The sequence below is a fragment of the Acidobacteriota bacterium genome, from assembly GCA_034211275.1.
Lineage (GTDB): Bacteria > Acidobacteriota > Thermoanaerobaculia > Multivoradales > JAHZIX01 > JAGQSE01.
The window spans coordinates 1-22,418 of record JAXHTF010000111.1 but is presented as its reverse complement, the minus strand read 5'-3'; the positions used below and the strand labels follow the sequence as shown (position 1 = coordinate 22,418).

At 65.9% G+C, this 22,418-nt stretch carries 13 protein-coding genes; 8 read left to right on the top strand and 5 right to left on the bottom strand.

The window, feature by feature from the left end; genetic code table 11:
* Positions 1–4,306 (bottom strand): hypothetical protein (locus SX243_16340; GenBank protein MDY7094541.1); only part of this gene is annotated, 4,306 nt, incomplete at its 3' end.
* 434 nt (positions 4,307–4,740) lie between these two features.
* Between SX243_16340 and SX243_16335 the strand changes: the two genes are divergently transcribed.
* The 5 genes from SX243_16335 (at position 4,741) to SX243_16315 (ending at position 10,639) form a co-directional block, all read left to right on the top strand.
* Positions 4,741–7,620 carry a serine/threonine-protein kinase gene (locus SX243_16335; protein MDY7094540.1) on the top strand — a complete coding sequence of 960 codons (2,880 nt, stop codon included), beginning with the start codon at positions 4,741–4,743 and terminating at the stop codon, positions 7,618–7,620.
* Positions 7,621–7,655: 35 nt separating this feature from the next.
* Positions 7,656–8,246: a sigma-70 family RNA polymerase sigma factor gene (locus tag SX243_16330; GenBank protein ID MDY7094539.1), complete on the top strand. Its 591-nt coding sequence runs from the start codon at positions 7,656–7,658 to the stop codon at positions 8,244–8,246.
* A gap of 157 nt (positions 8,247–8,403) precedes the next feature.
* The gene (locus SX243_16325) at positions 8,404–9,123 is read left to right on the top strand and encodes an NYN domain-containing protein (protein ID MDY7094538.1); all 720 of its coding nucleotides are present in this window, start codon (positions 8,404–8,406) and stop codon (positions 9,121–9,123) included.
* A 460-nt stretch (positions 9,124–9,583) separates the two neighbouring features.
* Positions 9,584–10,405 (top strand): hypothetical protein, encoded by an 822-nt coding sequence (locus SX243_16320; protein ID MDY7094537.1) that lies wholly within the window; start codon positions 9,584–9,586, stop codon positions 10,403–10,405.
* 93 nt (positions 10,406–10,498) lie between these two features.
* Positions 10,499–10,639 (top strand): hypothetical protein, encoded by a 141-nt coding sequence (locus SX243_16315; GenBank protein ID MDY7094536.1) that lies wholly within the window; start codon positions 10,499–10,501, stop codon positions 10,637–10,639.
* A 15-nt stretch (positions 10,640–10,654) separates the two neighbouring features.
* On the opposite strand, the gene SX243_16310 is transcribed toward SX243_16315, so the two are convergent.
* Entirely contained in the window at positions 10,655–12,244 is a 1,590-nt protein-coding gene (locus SX243_16310; GenBank protein ID MDY7094535.1) for a DASS family sodium-coupled anion symporter, read from the bottom strand.
* A gap of 45 nt (positions 12,245–12,289) precedes the next feature.
* Complete coding sequence (locus SX243_16305; GenBank protein ID MDY7094534.1) at positions 12,290–14,728, bottom strand: winged helix-turn-helix domain-containing protein; 2,439 nt, start codon at positions 14,726–14,728, stop codon at positions 12,290–12,292.
* 252 nt (positions 14,729–14,980) lie between these two features.
* Here SX243_16305 and SX243_16300 point away from each other — a divergent pair, with 252 nt between their 5' ends.
* The 3 genes from SX243_16300 to SX243_16290 all read left to right on the top strand — a co-directional run bounded on the left by SX243_16300 (position 14,981) and on the right by SX243_16290 (position 20,881).
* On the top strand, positions 14,981–16,030 hold the full coding sequence (locus SX243_16300) for a tyrosine-type recombinase/integrase (protein MDY7094533.1): 1,050 nt from the start codon (positions 14,981–14,983) through the stop codon (positions 16,028–16,030).
* A gap of 76 nt (positions 16,031–16,106) precedes the next feature.
* Positions 16,107–19,448, top strand: a complete 3,342-nt coding sequence (locus SX243_16295; GenBank protein ID MDY7094532.1) for a glycosyl hydrolase — start codon at positions 16,107–16,109, stop codon at positions 19,446–19,448.
* Between the two features lie 143 nt (positions 19,449–19,591).
* Positions 19,592–20,881 carry a hypothetical protein gene (locus tag SX243_16290; GenBank protein ID MDY7094531.1) on the top strand — a complete coding sequence of 430 codons (1,290 nt, stop codon included), beginning with the start codon at positions 19,592–19,594 and terminating at the stop codon, positions 20,879–20,881.
* A 124-nt stretch (positions 20,882–21,005) separates the two neighbouring features.
* Here SX243_16290 and SX243_16285 read toward each other — a convergent pair whose 3' ends face one another.
* Entirely contained in the window at positions 21,006–21,170 is a 165-nt protein-coding gene (locus SX243_16285; GenBank protein MDY7094530.1) for a DUF1328 family protein, read from the bottom strand.
* A gap of 305 nt (positions 21,171–21,475) precedes the next feature.
* The gene (locus tag SX243_16280; protein MDY7094529.1) at positions 21,476–21,937 is read right to left on the bottom strand and encodes a PA2169 family four-helix-bundle protein; all 462 of its coding nucleotides are present in this window, start codon (positions 21,935–21,937) and stop codon (positions 21,476–21,478) included.
* Positions 21,938–22,418 lie beyond the last annotated feature (481 nt).

The window sequence follows — 22,418 nt, the reverse complement described above, 5'->3', positions numbered from 1 at the left end:
AGCGGGCGTGCATGTAGTCGAGATCGTCCGCTTCGCCGGGGGCGTTGTGGTCCCGGCGGTGGCCGGTGAAGCGCTGCTCCAGGTTCTCGTTGCCGGCGAAGGCGCCGAGCTCTCGGCCGAAGCCCATGTAGTGGTGATCCTCCAGAGGAGTGCCGTTGTGGGCGGTGATCAGACGGGGGGAGCCGAGATGATCCAGGCTGAAATGCTGGCGATGGGTCGGCCACGGCTGGTCGGCCATGGACATGAGGAGCGCCGAGCCGCGGTAGACGAAGTCTTTGCGCCAGCTCCAATGCTCCGCGGAATCCACCTCCAGGTCGTAAATGGTGAGCACCTTGCCGTCCAGATCCCGCAGGGTGTACTCCTCATCCGTCGGCTGTCCCGCTTGCCAGCGGAGGATCTGAATCCTCTCGTCGTCGGCGGTGTAGACGAAGGTCTCCTCGGGGAAGTTCCGGGAGGCGATCATGTCCAGGGCATCGAACTCGTAGATCTCCGAACCGCTGCCCATGAGGCGAGACGTCAGGTTGCCTACGGCGTCGTAGGAACCCATTCCGGAGCGATTGGAGGAGCTGATCACCGGCAGGTTCCGGCGCAGGGGAGAAAGGCCGGTATCGGTCCAATCCACCCAGGTCATGTTGCCGAAGGCGTCATAGCCGTAGGCCTCCAAGGCGCCGCTGCCGTCGTGGAAGTGCCGCAGCCGGTTCATGGCGTCGTAGAGGTAATAGTCCTGACAAACCGCCCCCGCCGTGCAGCCGGCGATGGTCTTGCGGCGCTCCTTGAGGTTGCCGGAGCCATCGTAGTGATGGACTCCCAGCTCGACGCTCGATCCGTCCTGAAAGACCGTGCGGAAGTTGCGGGGGAGAGAGCGATTCCAGGGATCTTGATCGATCTCATCCCGGATTTGGTTGGCGTGGAGGACAGAGGCCAGACTACCGTTGTCGTGGTAGGTCAGACTGCCGAGGGTGGTGCTCCCTTCCCGCACTGCCGTTAGCTGGCCGTAGACGTAGTCCCGGGTGAGGTTCCGCGCCGGCCCCGGCTGAGTGTTGCACGGGGCGTCCGTGCACCGGGGATAGCCCTGGGTCTTGACATTCCCCAGATCATCGTAGGTCCAGGATTGATCGAAGACGCGGTCGGAGTTGTTGAGATCCGTGACCCGCCGGGAGATCCGTCCTCCCACGCCGTTGTAGGTGTAGGTTTCCCTCACATCCAGCTCGGTGGTGATGGACGGAGCCCAGGGGATGCGGCGGATATTCGTGCGGGTCGCCTTCCAGAGTTTGCCGAAACCCCAGGTGCCGGCGTCGCCGGATCCCGCGTACTCGAAGCTCTTGAGGTAGGGCCAGCCGGAGAGCTTGCGGTCCCGCACTCCGGTCATCCGCTCCGCGGCGTCGTATTCGAAGGCCAGATCCCGCAGACCGGAGTCGTGCCGTTTGCGCAGGGCCTTGCCCCGGGCGTCGATGGACTCGAAGTGATAGGTGCCGTTCTCCGGGTGGATCTCCCGGGTCATGAAACCGCGGCCGTCGTAGGTCCAGTAGCGGTGCTGCACCACCCCGGAGGCGGAGTCCAGCCGGGCGTGGGTGAGATTGCCGGCGGCATCGTAGTCGTAGGTCGCCGTCAAACCTCCAGCGGGCTCTTTAATCTTCCAGATCCGGCCTTGGCCATCGCGGAAGGTTTCGTAGAAGTATTTGGTTTCCCCGACGGTGTCATCCGCCTTGAGGTAGTCCGCCACGTAGGACCGCCTCTGGGCGTAGCGCTCGCCGCCATAGGTGAAGCGGGTCATATGGAAATCCGAAGAGGTCTGGGCATCCGGAGCCTGGATCGCCCAGGCCCGGCCGTAGGCGTCATACTCGTGGTACCGAGTCCAACCGGCCGGGTACTCGCTCGAGGAGAACCAGGTCGATTCTGCGGACTTCCAGCCGAGAGCGTTCAGATAGTGGGTCTGTTTGCGGATCCAGCCGGCGTTGGGCACCTGACGGCGCTCCTGCCACAGCCTGCCGATGGAATCGTAATGGTATTCCTGGCGGTTGAGGATCACATTGCTGGAGCCGCCGGCCCGCTGATAGACGTAGACCTTCGCCAGGGCAGCGAGCTGGTTCCCGGAGGCGTTTTCGTAGTAGTACTCCGTCTTCGATCCCTCTTGCGGAGTCACCAGCTGAATTCTGCCCAGGGCGTCGTAGTTGAAGGCGGTGGAGAAGCCGTTGGCTTGCTGGCTCTCCTGCAGCAGGCCGGTGCTCGCATCCACGGTGCCCCGGTACGGGAAGTAGTTCAGACCGTCGATCTTCGTCGAGGCGAGGGTGCCGTTCTGGTAGGTGTGGGTCCTGCCGTGGACGGCGCTGCTCGGCAGGGCCATGGAGCAGAGGTTGGAGGATAGGCTGACGCTCTGGGTGTCGCCACCGTACCAATGCTCTCCCACCACATTTCCCTGGCTGTTGTAGGTCGAGACCTGAACCACGTCCCGGTTGTTGAAGAGCCCTGCGCTCTTCTTGCGCCGCGTCCGGAGCTCGGCGCCGGTGGCCAGATCGAAGCAATGCTCGGTTTCGAACTTGAAATAGGTGCCGGGGCTCCCGTTGTAGTAGTTTTCCCGCTCGGAGGAGCGGCTGTAGGTTCCCAGGATCCAGGCTTGGCCAGAGTTCGGGAGCACCTTGCGATGATCCCGATAGGTCTCGTGGCGCTCGTCGCCGCTGTCTCGGTAGTTGGAGATCTTGACGGACCAGTCATAATTTCCAAAGCCGTCGAAGGTCGCCCGATTGGTGAGCCGGAAGAAGCCGGCTCCGAAATCCATTCGCTCGCTCTTGACGCGCCGCTGGCAATCGTACTGACCCTGATCCAGCCGTCCGAGGCAGGAATCGTGCTCGTACTCCAGATGGACTTTCCGCACATTCCCTCGAACCCCCGGCGCGGGCCGGATCACTTGGGAGAGATAGCGGAGCCGGTTGTGGCTGGAATGAGTAGGCTGATGATCGGTAAACGGTAGGCCATAGGACCAGGTCTCGAATTGGGCATTGAAGTAGTTGTCGGTGGCGGTTCCATGGGGATCGATCACCGTCGTCAGGATCTCTTGCGGCACCTCCCGGGTGACGCCACCGATGACCTCCTGGGTGAAGCGATATTCCGGCTGGTACCACCATTCACCGCCCATGCTGTCCTGGTTGTAGTTGAGCAGGCGGCGCGCCGCGACTCCCTGGGATTCGCTCCAGAAATCCGGTCGTTGGCGATCTTGCGGATCGAACTCCCAACCGTTGGGGAAGCGATAGCCCCGATAGTCCCACTCCAGATAGCCGCGGGTGGGCAGCCTCATGCGGTGGATCACTCCCGGCGAAGCGATGTAGTAGGTGTCCAGCTGGCCGCTCTGGTCCTGGTCGTAGGGCAGGGTCACGGTCTCCCGCCGAGTATGGTAGTCCGCCCAATTCATCCGATATTCCGTGCCGTCCGGCCGGGAGATCGCGGTGAGCAGAGGCACCGGGGCGCAGGATCGGGAGTTGTCCCAGATGCAGGGCCAGTCCCTGGTCCGAGGGTCGTGACCGACGGGGCGCTCCACCTGGGCATTGGCGTAGGAGAAGTCGTAGTCGGCGAAGCCGCCGCCGAACTGCGCCACCTGGACTCGGGTCACCATGGGCACCTGCCGCCCGTCGTAGTTGAAGTTTTGAAAGTGGACTTTGTGCTGACGAATGCCGTCGTCGAGAGTCCACAGGTTGGTGCCTCGGAGGATGTTCAGGGTATTTCCCCAGGGGTCCCGGATGGAGTGCAGCCGGCCATCGCTCCAGAAGCGATGCACGTGGCCGTTGGGAAAGTCGAGCTCCATCCAGCTGCCGACCTGGCGCAGCCGCAGATAGGTGCTGTCGCGGGTATACCAGACCCCCGCCTGACTCCCTCCGCCGTTGGGGGGCGTGGAATAGAAGAGATGATCGCTGCCGCTGGCATCGAGATACGACCAATGCTGGGTCTCATTCCGATAGGCGGTCAGATCCCCCTCGTTGCGGCCGGTCAAAGGAGGCAGGAGCTCGCCCAGGCTCAGCCGCCATCCCAGGCCGGCGTTGGAATCGGCGCTCGCCAGTGCCCCCGGGTAGCGATTGACGTCCCCGATCTTCTTGACGTAGCTCCAATCCCAGACGTTGGAGTTGTAGACCAGGTTCAGGGAGTAGGAGAGGGATCCATTTCCCTGATAGGCCTGGCCGATGGGGATCGTGACGGTGAGGTTTCCGTTGAACAGATTGATCGAATCCAGGTCCTCCTGCTGGTAGGCGCGCTCCGGGCTGAAGCCTCGTTCCTGGGTGGGATGTTGAACGTCGCCCCTGACACCGGGGGCGGCCAATAAGAGGAGAGCACCGAGAAGAGACCAGGAGAGCCTTCCCCTCGTCCTGTGCAAGGTTTTCTTTCGTGAAAGTGTTCGATTCCAGATCATCGCAGACTCCAGAGTCTTGACCGGTCGCTGCCAGGGCCGCCGGCGGAGGCTCGATGCTGCCGCTCGGGAGGCCCTGGGAGCTCCCAGGCCGGGTTGTCCTTACTGAGACCTGCGCCGGCAGGGATCGAGAAGCATCACCTCGGTGCAAATTTTTTTGGCAAGAGCCCTGGATGGGAGCCGGAAGCGGCCAGCGGGAAGTTTCTGCGGAGGAATCTGTTACCAGGGACAGAAGCACGGGAAATACAAAGTGAGCAGAAGAGAGTCGAAGTGAGCCGAAGGTCGCTGAGAATGTCCAACATCGTCGTGAGCTTGCGGAGGTTCGAGGGCGGCGGAAGGGATCCGGTGTGAGCCGCGAGATGGACCGCCTCTTCGACCAGGCTGCCGACCTGTCGCCTGGTCAGCGGCAGGAGTTCCTGCGGGAAGTCGGCCGCAGCCGCCCGGAGTTGGCCCGACGACTCGAAGAACTGCTGGTCGCAGACGGTCAAGGGGAGGCCTTCCTGAAGACCCCCGTGGCCCGTTTGAGCGTGACGCCCCCCGAGAGCGATGGCGCCCCGCGGCGGATGGAGGGCCGCGGTGAGCCCCGCCACATCGGGTCCTACCGCATCCTCCGGGAGCTCGGCCGGGGAGGGATGGGGGAGGTCTACCTCGCCGAGAGGAAGGAGGCGGGGTTCCAGCGCCGGGTGGCCCTCAAGGTGATCCGTGCGGGGCTCGATTCCCCCGCCATGCGGGCTCGCTTTCTGCGCGAGCGCTCGGCCCTCTCCCGGTTGGAGCATCCCGGCATCGCCCGTCTCTATGACGGCGGCACTCCGGACGGCGGTTCCCCCTACCTGGTCATGGAGCGCATCGAGGGGAGGCCCATCGACGTCTACTGCCGGGAGGAGCAGCTCTCCGCGACGCAATGCATTCAGCTCTTCCTCGAGGTCTGTGATGCGGTGGCCTATGCGCATCGCAATTTGGTGGTGCATCGGGATATCAAGCCGAGCAACGTTCTGGTCACCGACGATGGCCGCCCCATCCTGCTGGACTTCGGCATCGCCAAGCTTCTGCAGGGGGGCGAGGGGGAAGAGGAGTCGGAGGGGAGCGTGACCCGCACGGAGCATCGCCCCATGAGCCTCCGCTTCGCCAGTCCGGAGCAGGTCTTGGGCGACGACATCACCACCGGTTCCGACGTCTATTCCCTCGGGGTCCTGCTCTACTTCCTCCTCACCGGCTGCAGCCCTTACCGCCGCAAAGCCGACCATCTTCCGGACCTGGAACAGGCCATTGTCGACCGGCCGCCCATCAAGCCCAGCGAGGCACGACCCTCCGAAGACGATGAGGCCTCGAGGGGCTCCCTCCCCCAAAGGCTCGCCGGAGATCTCGACACCATCCTCCTCTTCTGCCTGAAGAAGCGACCGGAGGAGCGGTACGAATCCGTGACGGCGTTGGCGGAGGATCTGAGGCGAGCCCTCGCGGATCGACCGATCCTGGCGCGTCCGGAGCCCTGGTCCAGTCGCGCTCGAAGGTTCTGTCGGCGCCATGGGTGGGGGACGGCGGCGGCGCTGGTCATCGCCGCCCTGACCCTGGCCTTCCTGGTGACCCTGACCTTCCAGAACCAGCGCATTCGCCGGGAGCGGGACTTCGCCGAGGAGGAGCGCGTCAAGGCGACGACGACCCTCGAGCTCTTGGCGGAGCTTCTCCAGGAGCCGGACTCCCTCGGGGACTTTCCCCATCGGTCCACGGCTCGGGAGGTGCTCGCCCGACAGCCCGAGGTCGCTGAAGACGGGGACACCTCTCTCGCTGCCACCCGGCTGGTGGCCATCGGCCGCGCTTATGGAAGTCTGGAGGATTGGAGGAAAGCCGCCGAGGCGGCCCAGCGGGCGCTCGAAATCCGGCGCCGCCTGCACGGTGAGGAACACCTTCTCACCGCCGAGTCCTTCCACGACTCGGGCCGTTTCCTGGCGCAGGTCCAAGAAACGGACCTCGCCATCGAGCATCTGCGCCAGGCTCTCGACATCCGCCGCCGGCTGCTGCCGGAAGGCGATGTCGCCCTGGCCGCCACCGAGATGGAGCTCGGCCGCCTCCTCTTTCAGCAGGCTCGCCTGGGCGAAGCCAAGACTCTGCTGGAGTCGGCCCGCCGGACTTGGCTCCGGCACTACGGAGCCGACCACCTCAAGGTCGCGGAAGTCCGCCATCACCTGGCGACGCTCCTGCGGGCCGAGGGCTCGCTGCTCGCCGCGGAAGAAGAATTCGGGCAAGCCCTCGCCATCCGGCGCCGCGCCCTGGGGGAGGACCACGCCAGAACTCTGAGCTCGCTGAACGAGCTGGCGCTGACCCGGGGTGACCGCGGTGCCTTCGAGTCTGCGATCCGAGATCTGCGGGAGCTTCTAGAAGCTCAAGTACGGATCGCCGGACCGGAGCACCGCCGCACCCTCATCGTCCGCCAGAATCTCGCCCAAATTCTGGCGAGAGTTGGCGCTTTCGGCGAAGCGAAGGCCGAGGCTCGGAAGGCCCTGAGCACGTGGCAAGAGGAGCACCCGGAGCAGTGGGAGCCGCAGGTGGCCGCCCAGACCCTGCTCGGCAGGATCGCCCTCGGTCAGGGAAAACCGAAGGACGGAGAGGAGCAGTTTCGGAACGCTGTGGACATCGCTCAGCGCCACCTCGGCCCGGAGCATTGGCGGGCTGCGGTGGCGCTCATCGAGGTCGCCGAGGCCCTCCGGCAACAGGGGGAGGGCCGGGAGGCCGAGCGGATCCTGAGACAGGTCCGCGATCTCAAGGTCTCTCTCTATGGCGAGGAGGACGCCGGGGTTCTGATCGTCGACCGGCACCTGACCCGCCTGCTCCTCGACCGGGGCCAGTGGTCGGCGGCGGAGCGGTCCTTCCGGAGAATTCGCGAAGCCTATCGCCGCAGCGGAGTCTCCGCCTCCCGGGCCGCCCTCGATGATCTGGCCCTCGCTCACGTCCTGCTCTCCCGAGGCGAGCTCGGGGCTGCCGAGCCGCTCATCGATGGAGCGGTCGACACGCTCCGGCGGGAGCTGCACGAGCAGGATCCCCGGCTGCTCTGGGCGGAGATTCTCGAGCTCGCCCACCGAGGCCTCACCGGTCCGGCTGACTCCTCCGTACTCTCCATGGAGAAGCGACTGCGGCGATTGGAGGCTCTGCAAGGTCCCCTGGCCTTCGAAACGCAGCAAGCCCGGATTCTCCTGGATACCCTGACCGACGGCCACCGCCGGGAGGGAGACTGAGCCGCAGCACGGGCTGCTGGCCGAAAGGATGCACCATGGACCCAAATCCCCCTGAAGGCCCCGCCATCACCAGCCTGTTGCAGCGCTGGAGTCAAGGGGAGACCGGTGTCGCGGACGAGATCTTTCACGCTCTCTACGATGAGCTGCACAAGATCGCCGACGGCTTCTTTGCCCGGGAGTCGGAGGCCCTGACCCTGCAGGCCACCGCAGTTCTCCACGAAGCCTACCTGCGCCTCGCCCTGCACCCGCCCTCGGGCTATGAGAACCGCACTCACTTTCTCGGCCTGGCGGCGCGGGTGATGCGTCAGGTGCTGGTGGACCATGCCCGCAGCCGGTGCCGGGACAAGCGGGGCGGCGGCGTCAGACCCTTCTCCCTGTCGGAGGATGGAGATGCCGTGGTGGACAGCCCGGAAGCTCTGCTCACGCTGCATCGGGCGCTCGAGAAGCTGGGCCGCGAGGATCCGCAGAAGGAGGAGATCGTCACCGCGCGGTTCTTTGGCGGCCTGACCCAAGTAGAAATCGCCGACAGCCTCGGCATCTCCCGCATCACCGTGCAACGCCAATGGCGCCGGGCCCGAGCCTGGCTCTACGCGGAGCTGGTCTCAGGCACGGGAGGCTCGGTCTGATCGAAGGGAACCAGTTCTCCTGCCAGGTCCTGATCCTCAGGAGTTGATCGATCTGGAGACCGCGGAAGGGCGGCTGGCCGATGATCTATCATCAGGTTGCAAATTGTTTGCCTTTCTAAGGTAGTATTGAATTGCGAGTCGCCAAAGATCTTTCTCCATGTCCACCCCCGAAACCTCCCACCTCGCCGTGCTCATTGACGCGGACAACGCCCAAGCGGCACGAATAGCGGAAATCCTCGGTGAGGTAGCCCGTTACGGGACGGCGACGGTCAAGCGCGCCTACGGAGATTGGACGACCTCGCACCTGGCGCAGTGGAAGACGGTGCTGCACGTCCACGCGGTGCAACCGATTCAACAGTTCCGCTATACACAGGGCAAGAATGCGACGGATTCGGCGCTGATCATCGACGCCATGGATCTGCTCCACGGGGGCCGGGTCGATGGCTTTTGTCTGGTTTCCTCGGACAGCGACTTCACCCGCCTGGCGACCCGGATCCGGGAAGCCGGGCTGGCCGTGTACGGGTTCGGCGAAAAGAAGACTCCGAAACCTTTCGTGGCAGCTTGCGACAAGTTCATTTTCACGGAGATCCTCAGCCAGCCTTCGAAGAAGAGCCCACCGCCGAAGAAGGCGAGCTCGAAGCTCCGCGAGCTGCTCTTGCTGGCGGTCACATCCGCTGCGCAAGAGGATGGTTGGGCGGGCCTCAGCGGAGTTGGAAGTTGGATCAATCAGAATGACCCTTCCTTCGACTCACGGAATTTCGGCTATAAGAAGTTGGGAGAGCTGGTGCGGGATCAAGCGTATCTGGAGGTGGACGAGCGGCGGGGAGGAGGCGGAGGCTCCGCGGTTCACCTGTTCGTCCGGCCGAGGGAGGCCTGAAGCGGGAGTTGGTATCGGGAGCGGGGCCGCGGCTTCGAGCTGCCGGGCCGAGGGCTACTTCGGATCTGCAAGCGGCTTTGAGCGCTATGGGTGCTCCTCTTTGCTGCGTCAGCCGTAGAGCTGGGAGCTTGCTGAAAAGCCCCCGCCGCGCTACGAGCGGCTCTTTTCGGCCGAATCTTCGTTGTCGAACCTCGACGATTCCCGAATCGTCTGCGGTTCTCCGCCTCGATTCTGCTCGAAAAATTCTCGCTCTCGCTTGCGACGGACGCTCTTCAGCAAGCTCCAGAGACCACGGAGGTAGGTTGCCATGATCAAGGTATCGGTGGAGGATCTGAGGCAGCGGTACGAGCAGCTTCCCGATGGAGAGCTTTTTTCGCTGGCCTTTGGTGCTGTCGAAACACTGCGGCCGGAAGCGTTGGAGCTGGTGCACGAAGAGATTCGTCGCCGCGGGGGAGGAGAAATGCTCGACGACTTCCTCGAAGCCCAGGACCGGATCCCGACGGAGGCAGAGTACGAGCAGCTGGTCGAACGATTTCGAAGCGAGGACTGCCCGATCTGTGAGTCCCAGGAGAGCCCGCTCAACGCGTTCAAGGTGACGACCGTTCAGAGCTTCATCTTCTGGACGCGGTCCGAGAAGGAGGTCGTTCTTGGCTGCCCGGATTGCATCGTCAGGGCAGCGACCAAGGCTCGGATCAAGACGCTGCTCTTCGGCTGGTGGGGGTTTCCGTGGGGGATCCCCGCGACCATCGTGGGCTTCTTTCAAACGCGGAAAGCCCTTCGAGCGCACCAGTTTCCGGAGCCGACTCCAGAGCTCCTGGGGCTGGTAGGAAGGAATCGCGTTCCCATGATGGCGAGGCTGATCCTCGAAGAGAGACTGCTGAAGGAGGAGGCTCGAGAGCGGGGAGATCTTTCCGTGTCGGAGGGCGATGAGTCAGAAAGGGTCTACACCGTGTTGCAAGCTCCCGCCGGCTGCGGTGCTCAAACAGCAGGTTTGGAGGAGTTCTCGACGACAGTCAAGCTCGAGCCAGGGGAGATCGTGACCTACTTTCGTTCCTACTCGGATGTGGCGGAGCGAATTCTGCGCCAGAGCCATGGCGAACGATCCATGCCCTCGACCTTCCTGAGGGAGGTGGGAGGCGGATATCGGGTCGGCTGGTTCGACGACGCGGAGGGCCACGTGCAGGATTGGGACGACCTTGCCGAGGCGGCCGCGGACTACCTCTTGTTTTCCTTCGGCCGGGGGCGGCTGGGGGTGACTTGGGCTGTGAGAACCGGTAACTGAACGGCCCCGGCGAGCCGCTATTCGAGAATCCCAAAGCTCAGGCTTCCGGGACCGGAGCGTTAGACCAACCCTTTCCAACATCGGAGATATCTCATGAGCAACAAGATCGTCGCCTACATCCTGTTCGTCCTCGCAGTGATCATGGTCTTCCTCGGATGGAAGATCCAAGGCCTGCCGCCGGTGGTCACGGGGATCGGGTTTGCGTTGATCGGCTATCACATTCACCGCAGTTAGCTGCTTGCGAGCTCCTTAGCCCACGCCGATTCCCAGCACCCGAAACGCCAGGAAGTACGCCCACAGGGTGATGAGCACCACGCCGGCGAGGTTGAGCCAGAGGCCGGCGCGGATCATGGCGGCCATGGGGACGCGGTCGGAGCCGAAGACGATGGCGTTGGGTGGGGTGGCGACGGGGAGCATGAAGGCGCAGCTGGCGGCGACGGCGGCGGGGAGGGCGAGCATCAGCGGGTCGAGGCCCAGGCCGCCGGCGAGGGCGGCGAGGACGGGGACCAGGGCGGCGGTGCTGGCGGTGTTGCTGGTGATCTCCGTGAGGAAGATCATCAGCGCCGTCACCGCCAGGATGGGGAGGATCGCCGGCAGGCCGGCGAGGGCTCCCACCTGGCTGCCCAAGTAAGTGGCGACGCCGTTGGCCTGGAGCGCCGCTGCCAGGCTCAGGCCGCCGCCGAAGAGCACCAACAAACCCCAGGGGAGCTTGACCGCTGTCGGCCAGTCCATCACCCGCTGCCCGCGGGCGGCGTCCCGGCCGGCGGGGAGCATGAAGAGGGCGAGGGCGGCGAGGATGGCGATGCCCGGGTCCGTGAGCCCCGCCAGGGGCTGCATCCCCGCCACCTCGAGCTGCGCTAGCAGGGGCCGGAAGATCCAGGCTCCGGCGGTGAGGGCGAAGACCGCCGCGGTGCGTTTTTCGCCGCCGCTCCAGCCTCCGAGCTCCGCCAGGCCTTGCCGCGCCAGCTCCAGGCCGCCGCGGAGCGGGCGCTCCGGCAGGGCGTAGAGCACCCGGGTCAGCAGCAGCCACGCCAGCGGCAGGAAGACCAGGACCAAGGGCACTCCCACCAGCATCCAGCGGCCGAAGCCGAGGGCGATGCCCAGCTGGCTTTCGGCGTAGGAGGCGAGGAAGAGGTTGGGGGGCGTGCCCACCAGGGTGCCGAGGCCGCCGATGGAGGCGGAGTAGGCGATGCCCAGGAGCAGGCAGAGGGCGAGGGGGCTCGGTTGGGGCTTCGTCTCTTCGAGGCCTTGGTCGGTACCGGAAGGGCGCTCATCCGGCGCGCAGCGGTCCTCCAGCAGATCCACCACGCTCAGGGCGATGGGCAACATCATCACCGCGGTGGCGGTGTTGGAGACCCACATGCTGAGGCCGGCGGTCACCGCCATGAAGCCACCCACGACGTTGCGCGGTTTCTCTCCGGACATCTTCAGCACTGAGAAGGCGATGCGCCGGTGCAGCCCCCAACGCTCCATGGCCAGGGCGAGGATGAAGCCTCCGAGGAAGAGGTAGATCAGCGGATGGCCGTAGGGGGACGCCGCTTCCGCCATGGTGGCGGCGCCGGTGAGGGGCAGCAGCGCCAGGGGCAGGAGGGCGGTGGCGTAGACCGGTAGGGCTTCGGTCATCCACCACAGCGCCATCCACACCGCGATGCCGGCGGTGGCGCGGGCACCGTGGGCCAGCGCCACGCTCTCGCCGCCAGCGCCGAGATAGCTCTCCGGCAGCAGCCAATAGGTAGCGAGCGCCGCCAGCGGCCCTGCGACGAGGGCCAGGCGGCGCAACGGGACCGGCCGGCGGAGGCCGGGGAAGCGCTGGCTCGGAGCAGGTCGGCGTTGGTTCATGATCGGTGCTCCGAGGATATCCGACGCCGCGAGGGGCTGGGGCTGCTAATCCGGCGGCTCCAGCGCCAATACGTCGGCACTGAGGTCTTCTACCTGGCCCAGGAGCAGCTCCCGGCCGTTCGGGGAGAGATCCATGGCGTGGGAGGCGGAGGGGATCCAGGGGAGCTGGGTGAGGGTGCGCTGGGCGCCGGAGTCGAGATCCCGGAGCCGTAGCCAGGCTCCCTCGGCGGTGCGGTAGCAGTAGAAGAGATCGGTGTCCTTCAGGCCCCAATTGCGGTCGTCGAAGGTGTTGAGATCCTCGGCGAAGAGCTCCGCCGGCTCGCTGTCGGGGGTTTCCGGGAACTGGTCCAGCGGCCGCCGCCACAAGCCCGGCTGCTTCGGGCGAGTGAAGTAGAGGTAGAGGCCAGCGGTACTACCTTTCGGATGGGGAGCCTCGGCGGCGGTGGTACCGCCGGCGGTGGTGAGCTGCTGGCCGTGGCCGGTGGTGGCGTCGATCTTCCACAGTTGCCAGCTACCGGAGCGGTCGCTGGCCGTGTAGAGGGAGCGTCCGTCCCGGGACCAGCTGGAAAGCCGCAGATTGCCGGGCCAGGTGACCGTTGGCCGCTGGGGCACGGTGAGGGCCTGGGCGTCGGCGATGTACAGATGAGAGTCTTCCCCGGGGTGCACGGTGAAGGCGAGGCGCCGGCCGTCGGGGGACCAGCGCGGTGGCTGGGGGCTGCGGTCGGGGAAGTCCGTCAGCTGATAGAGGGCCTCGGACGCCTTGTCTCGGATCCAGACCTCGTGGCTGCCGGTGCGCGAGGAGATGAAGGCGATGCGGCTACCGTCGGGGCTGAAGCGGGCGCCGGCGTCGAAGCGGGTGGAGTAGAGATAGCGCTCGCCGTCTTCCGGGGCCAGGGAACGCTGCCGCTCCACCGACGGGTCGATCTCGAAGCGCCAGACATTCTGATCCCCATTCCAATGCTCGAAGAGAATCCGGCCGGTGGGGCGATGAACCTGGGGATGGCGGATGAGGAAGTCGCTGTGGAAGAGCTGCCGCTGCGGGCTCCCGTCCAGGGGAAGCTCCAGCAGGGCCGAGCCGAGGCTTTCGTCCAGCGCCGCGTAGACCAGCGAGTCACCGCCGGGCTGCCAGTCGAGGCCGAAGATCTCCTGGGGCTTCTCGGTGAGCCGCCGCAGCCGTCCCGAATCCAGCTCCAGGACGAAGACCTGACCCACCAGACCGGGCAGCCCGCGGGCCGCATCGACCCGCCACAGTCCCCGGGCGAACGCCAGCCGGCGGCCGTCGGGGGAGAGGGAGGGGTAGAAGTCCTCGACGCTTTCCTCGGCGAATCGGGTGAGGGGCTTTACTTCCAAGGCGGGGAGGGACAGCCGGTGAATGCGGGCGGCGCCGCTGGGGCCCCGGCGGTCCGCGAAGGCGAGGAAGGAGCCATCGGGGGACCAGGAGAGCGACCCCGGCATCAGCGCCTGGAGCTCGAAGAGGCGGCGCGGATCCTGGCCCGGCAGGGGCTGCAGGTAGATGGCGCAACCTTCCGAAGTGCAGCCCACGAAGGCCAGGCGGGAGCCGTCTTGGGACCAGTTGGGCATTCCCTGGTAGAGCATGTCGCCCCCCAGCTCCATGGGGGTTTCGGTATTTAGATTTTTCAGAAAGATGCGGTAGTGCTCGCCCAATGCCGCCAGCCGCACGAAGGCCAGCTGCCGGCCGTCGGGGGAGAGGGCGGGGCCGAGCTCTAGCCCCGGGTAGGTGGTGAGCACGGTGGTGGCCGGGGATGGGGGAAGGTTCTCCGCTGGCGCCGCAGTTCGAGGGCCGTCGTCGTGACCCGGGTCAGGGGCGCCGGAGAGCTTCCACCACAGCACGCCCAGGGCGGTCACGAAGATCAGCGCCAGCAGAAGAATCTGCAGCCGACGCTGCAGGGGAGCCGGTGGAAGGGCTCCGAGGCGTCGGCCTGGGGGTGGTGAGGAGCTCGCCGGCTCGGGGGAGGGAGCCGGCGGTGGGTCCGGGCTCAGCTCGAGGGTGCCGGCGGGCACGGTGCCCAGGGGGTCGGTCTCCGGGTGGTGGGGCGCTGGCTCCAGCCAGTGAACCGGAGGCAGGAGGCGGTAGCCGACCTTGCGGATGGTTTCGATGTAGGACGGCCTTCGGGGGTCGTCCCCCAGCAGCTTGCGCAGCTCCGAGACCGCCAGGGTCAGCGAATCCTCGGTGACCATCACGTCTCCCCAGACCGCCTGGAGGAGTGACTCCCGCGACACCGGCCGTCCCTCGGCTCGCGCCAGGGAGACCAGGACTCGCATCAATCGGGGCTCCAGGGAGACCGTCTCGCCGGCCTCGCCGAGGAGGCGGTTGAGGCTGGGGCGGGCAGTCCAGGAGCCGAAACGGAACTCCCGGGTGGCGTTGCTCTGGTCGTCGTTGGTCTGGTCGGGGGTCTGGCCGTTGGTCTGGCCGTTGGTCTGGCCGGGGGTGGGCCGGGCGCTGGGGTCGGAAGCGGGTGGCATCGGCTGGGAGTCTCGATTCGGCATGGGGTGAACGTGGGGCTGTACTTGGGAAAACCCCGACGGACGAGCGGTCATTCCTTGGATGGGCCCTCGGTACCTATCGAAAGGCCGGGGCCCAAAAAGGGAAAGTCTACGGGGAGATTCAAATTCGGTGAGCGATGACGGCGCCTTTTCGCCTCCTACCTTCATGAGCGGCCCGGTCTATGCCGGATCGGGGCCGAACAGGACCAGGAACCCAAAGGAGGTCGCGGAATGCACGTGGAAGAACTGGTAGAGCGGGTGGTGGAGGAGCTGCGTCGGCGGCAGCGGAGCGAGTCGACGGTGGCGGCCTACGCCGCCTGGGTGCGGCGGTGGGGCCGGGTGGCAGGGGAGCAGGGACCGTGGACGGTGGTCTCGGCGGAGGAGTTCTTGGACGCCTGGGTGGCCGGCCGGGACCTGGCCCTGAGCACCTGGGTGCAGGCGCGGTGCGCCCTGCGCTTCGCCTTGGGGACGGTGTTGGCCGTGGCCGGAGGGAGGGGGCTGGCGGGGGAGATCCCGGCACCGGTGCGCCGAGCGGTATCCACCGGCTCCCCGACCCGGAGCTCCGGCCGGCCACCGCAGCGCGGACGCCGGCGTCGGCGAAGGCCACCGCGGCCCCCGGTGCGCTCCCGGTCCGGCTGCCCCCGGGAGACGCCGCAGGGGGTGCTCACCGCCGGGGAGGTGGCTCGTCTGTTGGCCGAGCTGCCTCTGCCCAGCCGGCTGGTGGCGGCCCTGGTCTACGGGGGCCTGCGGCTGCACGAGGCTTTGGAGCTGCGGGTGGAGCACGTCGACCCCCGGGGCCGCTGGGTGCGGGCGGGGAGCGGTGGCCGGCGCATCCCCCTGCCGCGGTCTTGGCATCCGGTGCTGGTGCAACAGCGGCGGCGGGCCCGTTCGGGCCATGCTTGGAAGGGCAAGGGCTCCAACTTCGGAGCCGGAACCAAGCCTGGATCCCGGCAGAGGCAGGGACGGCCCGAGGAAGCCTTTCTCTTTCCCGCCCGTCGGGGCGCCCGGGGGCACCGGAACGTACGCAGCGTGCAGCGGGCCCTGCACCAGGCGGCCCGGGACAGCGGCCTCAGCGGCCGGGCCAGCAGCCGCATCCTGCGCCGTTCCGCCGCGGTACACCTGCTGGAAGCGGGTTTCGACAGCCAGTTGGTGCGGCGTTTGTTGGGTTTGCGCAGCGAGGCGGCGTTGCGCGCCCACACCCGCTGGGTCCGCCGCCGCCGCATCGCCAGTCCCCTGGCGCTCCTCGAGTTGGACTCACCACGGTCGGAAATGGGGTTTTAGCTTGCCTCTATGGCACAATCACAGGTACTGCGGGCTCCCGAGCCGAATCTCTCAACACCGTCTGGAGGATGTCGATATGAAGCGCTTTGTGCTCTTGTTGTGTTTGGGCCTATGGGTGGCGTGGCTGCCCACGGTGGACGCGTTCGCCGCCAAGGGAGATCAGAAGGCCAAGAAGAAGGCGCAGGACGAGGCCCAGGCAGAGCAGGAGGGGCCCCTTTCGGCGGGCACCTTCAGCGGTCTGGCGCTCCGCGGCATCGGGCCGGCGCTGACCTCCGGCCGCGTGTCGGATCTGGCCGTCGATCCGGAGAACCGGCATCGTTTCTACGTCGCGGTGGCTTCCGGCGGGCTCTTCTACACGGAGAACGGCGGCACCACCTTCACCCCCATCTTCGACGACCAGGCGTCCTATTCCATCGGCGTCGTCACCCTCGACCCCAACAACTCGCTGACGGTGTGGGTGGGCACCGGTGAGAACAACAGCCAGCGCAGCGTTTCCTATGGCGACGGCGTCTACAAATCCGTGGATGGCGGCAAGACCTGGGAAAATATGGGGCTGAAGGAATCCGAGCACATCGGCCGGATCGTGGTGGATCCGCGGGATTCGGACGTCGTCTACGTCGCCGCCCAGGGGCCGCTGTGGCGGGCCGGTGGTGATCGCGGGCTGTACAAGACCACCGACGGTGGCGAGACCTGGGAGCGCATCCTGCACGTCGACGAGCACACCGGCGCCAGCGATCTGTGGATGGATCCCAGGGATCCGGACGTCCTCTACGCCGCCACCTACCAGCGGCGGCGGCGGGTGTGGACGCTGATCAACGGCGGTCCCGGCTCCGGCATCCACAAGAGCACCGACGGCGGCAAGACCTGGACCGAGCTCACCCGCGGCCTGCCCCAGGAGGATATGGGGCGCATCGGCCTGGCCATGGCGCCGGCGGATCCGGACGTCCTCTACGCCATCATCGAAGCCTCCGGGGAGGGCCAGGGCTTCTACCGCTCGACGGACGCCGGCTCCAATTGGGAGAAGCGCAGCGGCTACGTCAGCAACAGCCCGCAGTATTACAACGAATTGATCCCGGATCCGGTGAACGTCGATCGGGTGTATTCCATGGACACCTTCATGATGGTCACCGACGACGGCGGCGCCAGCTTCCGGCAGGCGGGGCAGAGCTCCAAGCACGTCGACGATCACGCCCTGTGGATCGACCCGCAGAACACCGACTACCTGCTCTCCGGCTGTGACGGTGGACTGTACGAGAGCTTCGACCGGGGCAAAACCTGGAGCTTCTTCGCCAATCTGCCCATCACTCAGTTCTACAAGATCGCCGTGGACAACGATCTTCCCTTCTACAACGTCTATGGCGGCACCCAGGACAACAACACCCTGGGCGGCCCGTCCCGCACCCGCACCACCAACGGCGTCACCAACCGCGAGTGGTTCGTCACCCTCGGTGGCGACGGCTTCGAGCCCGCCGTCGATCCCGACAATCCGGACATCGTCTACTCCCAATGGCAGTACGGCAATCTGGCGCGCTTCGACCGCCGGACCGGGGAGATCATCGATATCCAGCCCCAGCCGGCGCCGGGGGACGATCCGCCGCGGTGGAATTGGGATTCGGCGCTGCTCCTCAGCCCCCATTCGCCGAAGCGCCTGTACTTCGCCTCCCAGCGGGTCTATCGCACCGACGATCGGGGCAATAGCTGGCAGCCGGTGAGCGGCGACCTCACCCGTCAGCTGGATCGCAACGAGCTGCCGGTGATGGGCAAGGTGTGGAGCGTCGACGCGGTGGCGAAGAATCGCTCCACCTCGGTCTTCGGCAATATCGTCGCCCTCGCCGAATCGCCGCGGGTGGAGGGGCTGCTCTACGCCGGTACCGACGACGGCTTGGTGCAGGTGCTGGAACCGGGCGCGGAGGAATGGCGCCGGGTGGAGAGCTTCGGCGGCGTGCCGGCGGCGGATCCGGTGGGCCCCTACGTGGCGGACCTGGTGGCCTCCCAGCACGACGACGACACGGTCTACGCCGCCCTCAACCGCCACAAGGACGGCGACTTCCGCCCCTATCTGGCCAAGAGCACGGACCGCGGCGCCACCTGGAGCTTGATCTCCGGCGATCTGCCGGAACGGGGCTCCATGTGGGCGGTGGCGGAGGATCCCCAGGATCCCTCGCTGCTCTTCGCCGGCACCGAATTCGGCGTCTTCTTCAGCCTCGACGGCGGACAGCAGTGGACCCAGCTCAAGGGCGGCATCCCCACCATCGCCGTGCGCGATCTGGAGATCCAGACCCGGGAGCAGGACCTGGTGGTGGGCACCTTCGGCCGCGGTATCTACATCCTCGACGATTACTCGGCGCTGCGGGGTCTCGAGGAAGCGTCCCTGGAGCAGGACGCTTTGATCTTCGCTCCCCGCCGCACCTGGATGTACATGCCCTCCGCGCCGCTGTCCCTGGACGGCAAGGCCTTCCTGGGGGACAACTTCTACACCGCCGACAACCCGTCCTTCGGGGCTCTTCTCACCTACTATCTGAAGGACGGCCTGAAGACGTTGGAGGAGCAGCGCCAGGAGCAGGAGAAGGAAATGGAGGAAGCGGGGGAGAGCGTTTCCTATCCCACCTGGGACGATCTGCGGGCGGAGGACCGGGAGGCGGATCCGGTGGTGCTGCTGACCATCAAGGACGAGGAGGGGAACGTCGTTCGCACCCTCACCGGCGGCGGCGGCAAGGGCTTCCAGCGGGTGGCCTGGGATCTGCGCTTCCCCAGCGCCGAGCCGGTGGACCTGAATCCCGGGGAACGGCCCTTCTGGATCGAAGATCCCATCGGGCCGATGGTGGTGCCGGGGACCTACACCGTCGAGCTGGCGAAGCGCCAGGGCGGTGAGCTGGTAGCCCTGGCGGGACCGGTCTCCTTCGAGGCGGTGCCGGTGGGAGTGGCGACGCTGCCGGCGGACGACCAGGACGCCCTCTTCTCCTTCCAGCGCAAGACCGCCCGGCTGCAGCGGGCGGTGCTGGGGGCGCGCCAGGCGGCGGAAGAGGCGCAGTCTCGCCTGGACCACCTACGGGCGGCGATCTTGGCCACGCCGGAGGCGGAGCTGGCGCTGCTGGATCGTCAGGAAGCGCTGGCGGTACGGCTGGACGACCTCCTCATCGACCTGCGCGGTGATCGCACCGTGGCGCAGCGCAATGAGGCGGTCTCGCCGTCCATCACCGAGCGGGTGGCGCGCATCGTCTCCGGTCATTGGACCTCCACTTCCGCGCCGACCCAAACCCAGATGGACTCCTACGAAGCCGCCGCGGCGGCCTTCGGGGACAACCTGGCGGGACTGCGCACGCTGATGGAGGAAGACCTGGTGGCCCTGGAGGACGACCTGGAAGCCGCCGGCGCTCCCTGGACCCCGGGGCGGCTGCCGACCTGGTCTCCAGAATAGAGAAGGCCGGATCACGAGGCTGCTCTGCGAGATCGGCGGAGCAGCCTCGTCCCGAAGTAGGCTGGTTGTTAGCGTGCCATGGTGAAGAGTTGAAGTTTGTGTTATGCTCTGGTGACATAATCGATCATCATGGGAGAGGGAGCATGAAGCACCAACTTCGACCCGGCTCGGGCAACCGGCTGAGACAACGAACTTTCATCTTGGCCAGCCTGTTGCTGGTCGGGCTCGCGGCAACGTCGGGACTCGCACAAGGAGTTCCGGGTTGTACTTACACTCAGCTGACGGATGCCTCGGACGGCGATCTCCTCGGCGTTACCAAGTTGACCATCGGTAACCAACGGGCTGTCATGGAGGCCCGCAACAGCCCCTTCGATCCAGATGGTTTTGATACTTTTCTCTACGACGCTCAGCTGGGCGAGTATCTCGATGGACCGGACTTTGTGTTCCCGGGTCCCGATGCGCTTTCCATGTCGCCGGATGACAGCCACTTGGCGTTTACTTCGATAGAGGATCTGGTCGGGGGCAATCCCGATCGCAACCGAGAGATCTTCCTCTTCGAGATCGCTACTCGCACCCTGAGCCAGCTGACGGATACCGTGGCTCCGAGCTCCAACTTTCAGCCGCGGCTCAGCGCGGATGGTCGGAAGATCGCTTTCACTTCGACGGCCGATCTCGTGACCGGGCAGAATCCGGGTGGCGAGGTAAAGGCCTTCGTGTTCGACAGGGATACAGGCCAGTATGCTCAGGTGACCGAGGTTCCCGGCCGCGTCCGCGAGATAAGGATGAGCGACGATGGCGCATACCTGGCGGTGGTTGAGTTCATCACCAGCCAGATCGGCGATCTTTGGCGGGTCGAGGTCGAGACCCTCGATGCCGAATTGATCGCGAGCTCGGTGTTTGGCGGTGGCTTGAGCCTGGCGGCCATCGACGGTTCAGGAGACCGGATCGCTTTTTCCTCCACCGAGGATCTGGTACCGGGGCGGAATCCCGACGGGACCCTCGAAGTGTTCGTCTACGATGCTGCCGCCGACACATTTCTGCAGATCTCTGATTCGGCAGCCTTTGACGCCGACTATCCGAGTCTGAGCCGAGACGGCCGGCGGATTGCATACGCGTCGGGCACTGGGAATCCCTCCACGGGACTGTCGGTCTTCGTGGGGGCGATCGATACGGGTGTTGTTGAACCGATCGTTTCGGTGGGCCGGAGCTATTTCCCGGTGCTCAGCGCTGACGGTCAGCGGGTCGTCTTCTGGGGTGAAACGGATCTTACCGGGGGCAACCCGGCGTTGGATACGGAGTTCTTCCTGGCCGAGTGCCCGGAGCTGGGCGGCATCGCCACCATCCCGACGGCCAGCGGCTACGGCCTGGCGCTGCTGGCTTTGCTGCTCGCCGGGGGAGCCACCTTCCTGCTGCGCCGGCGCCGCCACGTTTGACGGTCAGCAAGCTCCTAGGGACACAGTCTCTGAATACACTTCGAGCTCCCGCCGCGCCGAGGAAATCCTCGCCGCTCGGGAGCTCGAAGCGTTGGGGGGGGAACTCAGTCGTGTTGGTGCCGGATCAGGCTCGCCGGAAGACGTGCATCAGCAGGCCGAGGACGAAGAGCACCACGAAGATGTAGAAGAGAATCTTGGCGATACCCGCGGCACCGGCGGCGATGCCACCGAAACCGAAGATGGCGGCGATGATGGCGACGACGAGGAAAATGAGGGCCCATTGCAGCATAGTGTGTTCCTTTCGGAAGGTTGTTTAGAAAAGGTCGAAGAGTAGGTCGACAATCAGAGTCTTGGGGGAGCCGGTAGGACCTTCTTCCTCCTCCGGAGTGAGGATCGATTCGGACGCGGCGGGGGAGGCTTGAGCCACTGACCGGTCGGTAGCTCGCGCAGCGGTCGCCGGGAGGTTCCGGGGGGAGCGTCGGGCGCTGTCGAAGCAGAGCGGCGTGGCTTGAGAGTCCGGCTCTCCGCGCCGGTCCTGACGATCTTCAGCAGATCGGGCTTCAGAAGATTGGGATCCGGTGGGCATGAGGAACGTTATCGGTCGAGGTAGGAATCGCGCAGATCGCGGACGCGGTCGTGCCCCGCTTTCACCTGCGTATACTGGCGCTGGAGCGCATCGTGGAGGGCACCGCCGGTTTCTTCCAGCACCTCCTCGTAGGTATGTTTGATCTTGTCTTCCATGCGTTCCAGCTCGATGAGGATGACCTTGGCATCGCCACCGTTGATGGCTGCCCGCACCTTGAGCCATAGACGGTGAGCCGTGCCGCGGGCGCTGGCGTCGTCGTCCGGGGTTTCATCGTTGAGGCGGACGTAGTTCTGCAGCTCGGCGGAGAAGCCCGCGCGGTCCTGGGCTAGCTGGGCGAAGAGGTTGGCGAGAGCGTCTTCGTTGACCTGATCGGAAGCCGTCTTGAATCCTTCACAGCTGTCGTTGTTGACCTCGATCAGGTCCTGAAGTTTCTCAACGGTCTCCTCGCGGAGCGCGGTCATCGGTTCCATCTATTCCTCCTTCAAAGCGGCTATTGGGTCGGCGCCTCGGCTCGGTACGAAGCGGGTCATTCGCCGAGACACCGATCTATTTCGCAAGGGGTGTGCCAGCGCAGGGCGAACCTGGGGGGAGGGCGAGGAAAGAGCCCGCGGGGCACGGGCTTGGAGAGATTGAGGAGCCTTCAGGAGCCGGCGAGGGAACGCTGCTTTCCAAGCTCTAGCTGCAAAGGCTGCGGTGGGCCTTGTAAGTCCTGCACGCTACCGGCGCGGGGGCGGCAACCGGCGATCAACAAGCGCGATCAACCAGTGGGTCCCCACTGAGGAGCTCGCTGGGGAACAAGGACCGGCGGCGGTGGACCGTCGGGAGTCGGTTCCTGCGGGTGCCGCGGCAGACCGCGTCATCCTCGGATCCCGCTCCCTCCTCAGGACCGCTGGCTCGGCGGGACCGCTGGGGAGGGCCTGAGCGTTGGTGGAGTCGAATTTTGGGCTGGAG

Excerpts from the sequence above, each read along its gene's own strand:
- SX243_16330 (MDY7094539.1), top strand. The coding sequence starts at position 7,656 with ATGGACCCAAATCCCCCTGAAGGCCCCGCCATCACCAGCCTGTTGCAG.
- SX243_16325 (MDY7094538.1), top strand. The coding sequence starts at position 8,404 with ATGTCCACCCCCGAAACCTCCCACCTCGCCGTGCTCATTGACGCGGAC.
- SX243_16320 (MDY7094537.1), top strand. The coding sequence starts at position 9,584 with ATGCTCGACGACTTCCTCGAAGCCCAGGACCGGATCCCGACGGAGGCA.
- SX243_16315 (MDY7094536.1), top strand. The coding sequence starts at position 10,499 with ATGAGCAACAAGATCGTCGCCTACATCCTGTTCGTCCTCGCAGTGATC.
- SX243_16310 (MDY7094535.1), bottom strand. The coding sequence starts at position 12,244 with ATGAACCAACGCCGACCTGCTCCGAGCCAGCGCTTCCCCGGCCTCCGC.
- SX243_16305 (MDY7094534.1), bottom strand. The coding sequence starts at position 14,728 with ATGCCACCCGCTTCCGACCCCAGCGCCCGGCCCACCCCCGGCCAGACC.
- SX243_16300 (MDY7094533.1), top strand. The coding sequence starts at position 14,981 with ATGCACGTGGAAGAACTGGTAGAGCGGGTGGTGGAGGAGCTGCGTCGG.
- SX243_16295 (MDY7094532.1), top strand. The coding sequence starts at position 16,107 with ATGAAGCGCTTTGTGCTCTTGTTGTGTTTGGGCCTATGGGTGGCGTGG.
- SX243_16290 (MDY7094531.1), top strand. The coding sequence starts at position 19,592 with ATGAAGCACCAACTTCGACCCGGCTCGGGCAACCGGCTGAGACAACGA.
- SX243_16285 (MDY7094530.1), bottom strand. The coding sequence starts at position 21,170 with ATGCTGCAATGGGCCCTCATTTTCCTCGTCGTCGCCATCATCGCCGCC.
- SX243_16280 (MDY7094529.1), bottom strand. The coding sequence starts at position 21,937 with ATGGAACCGATGACCGCGCTCCGCGAGGAGACCGTTGAGAAACTTCAG.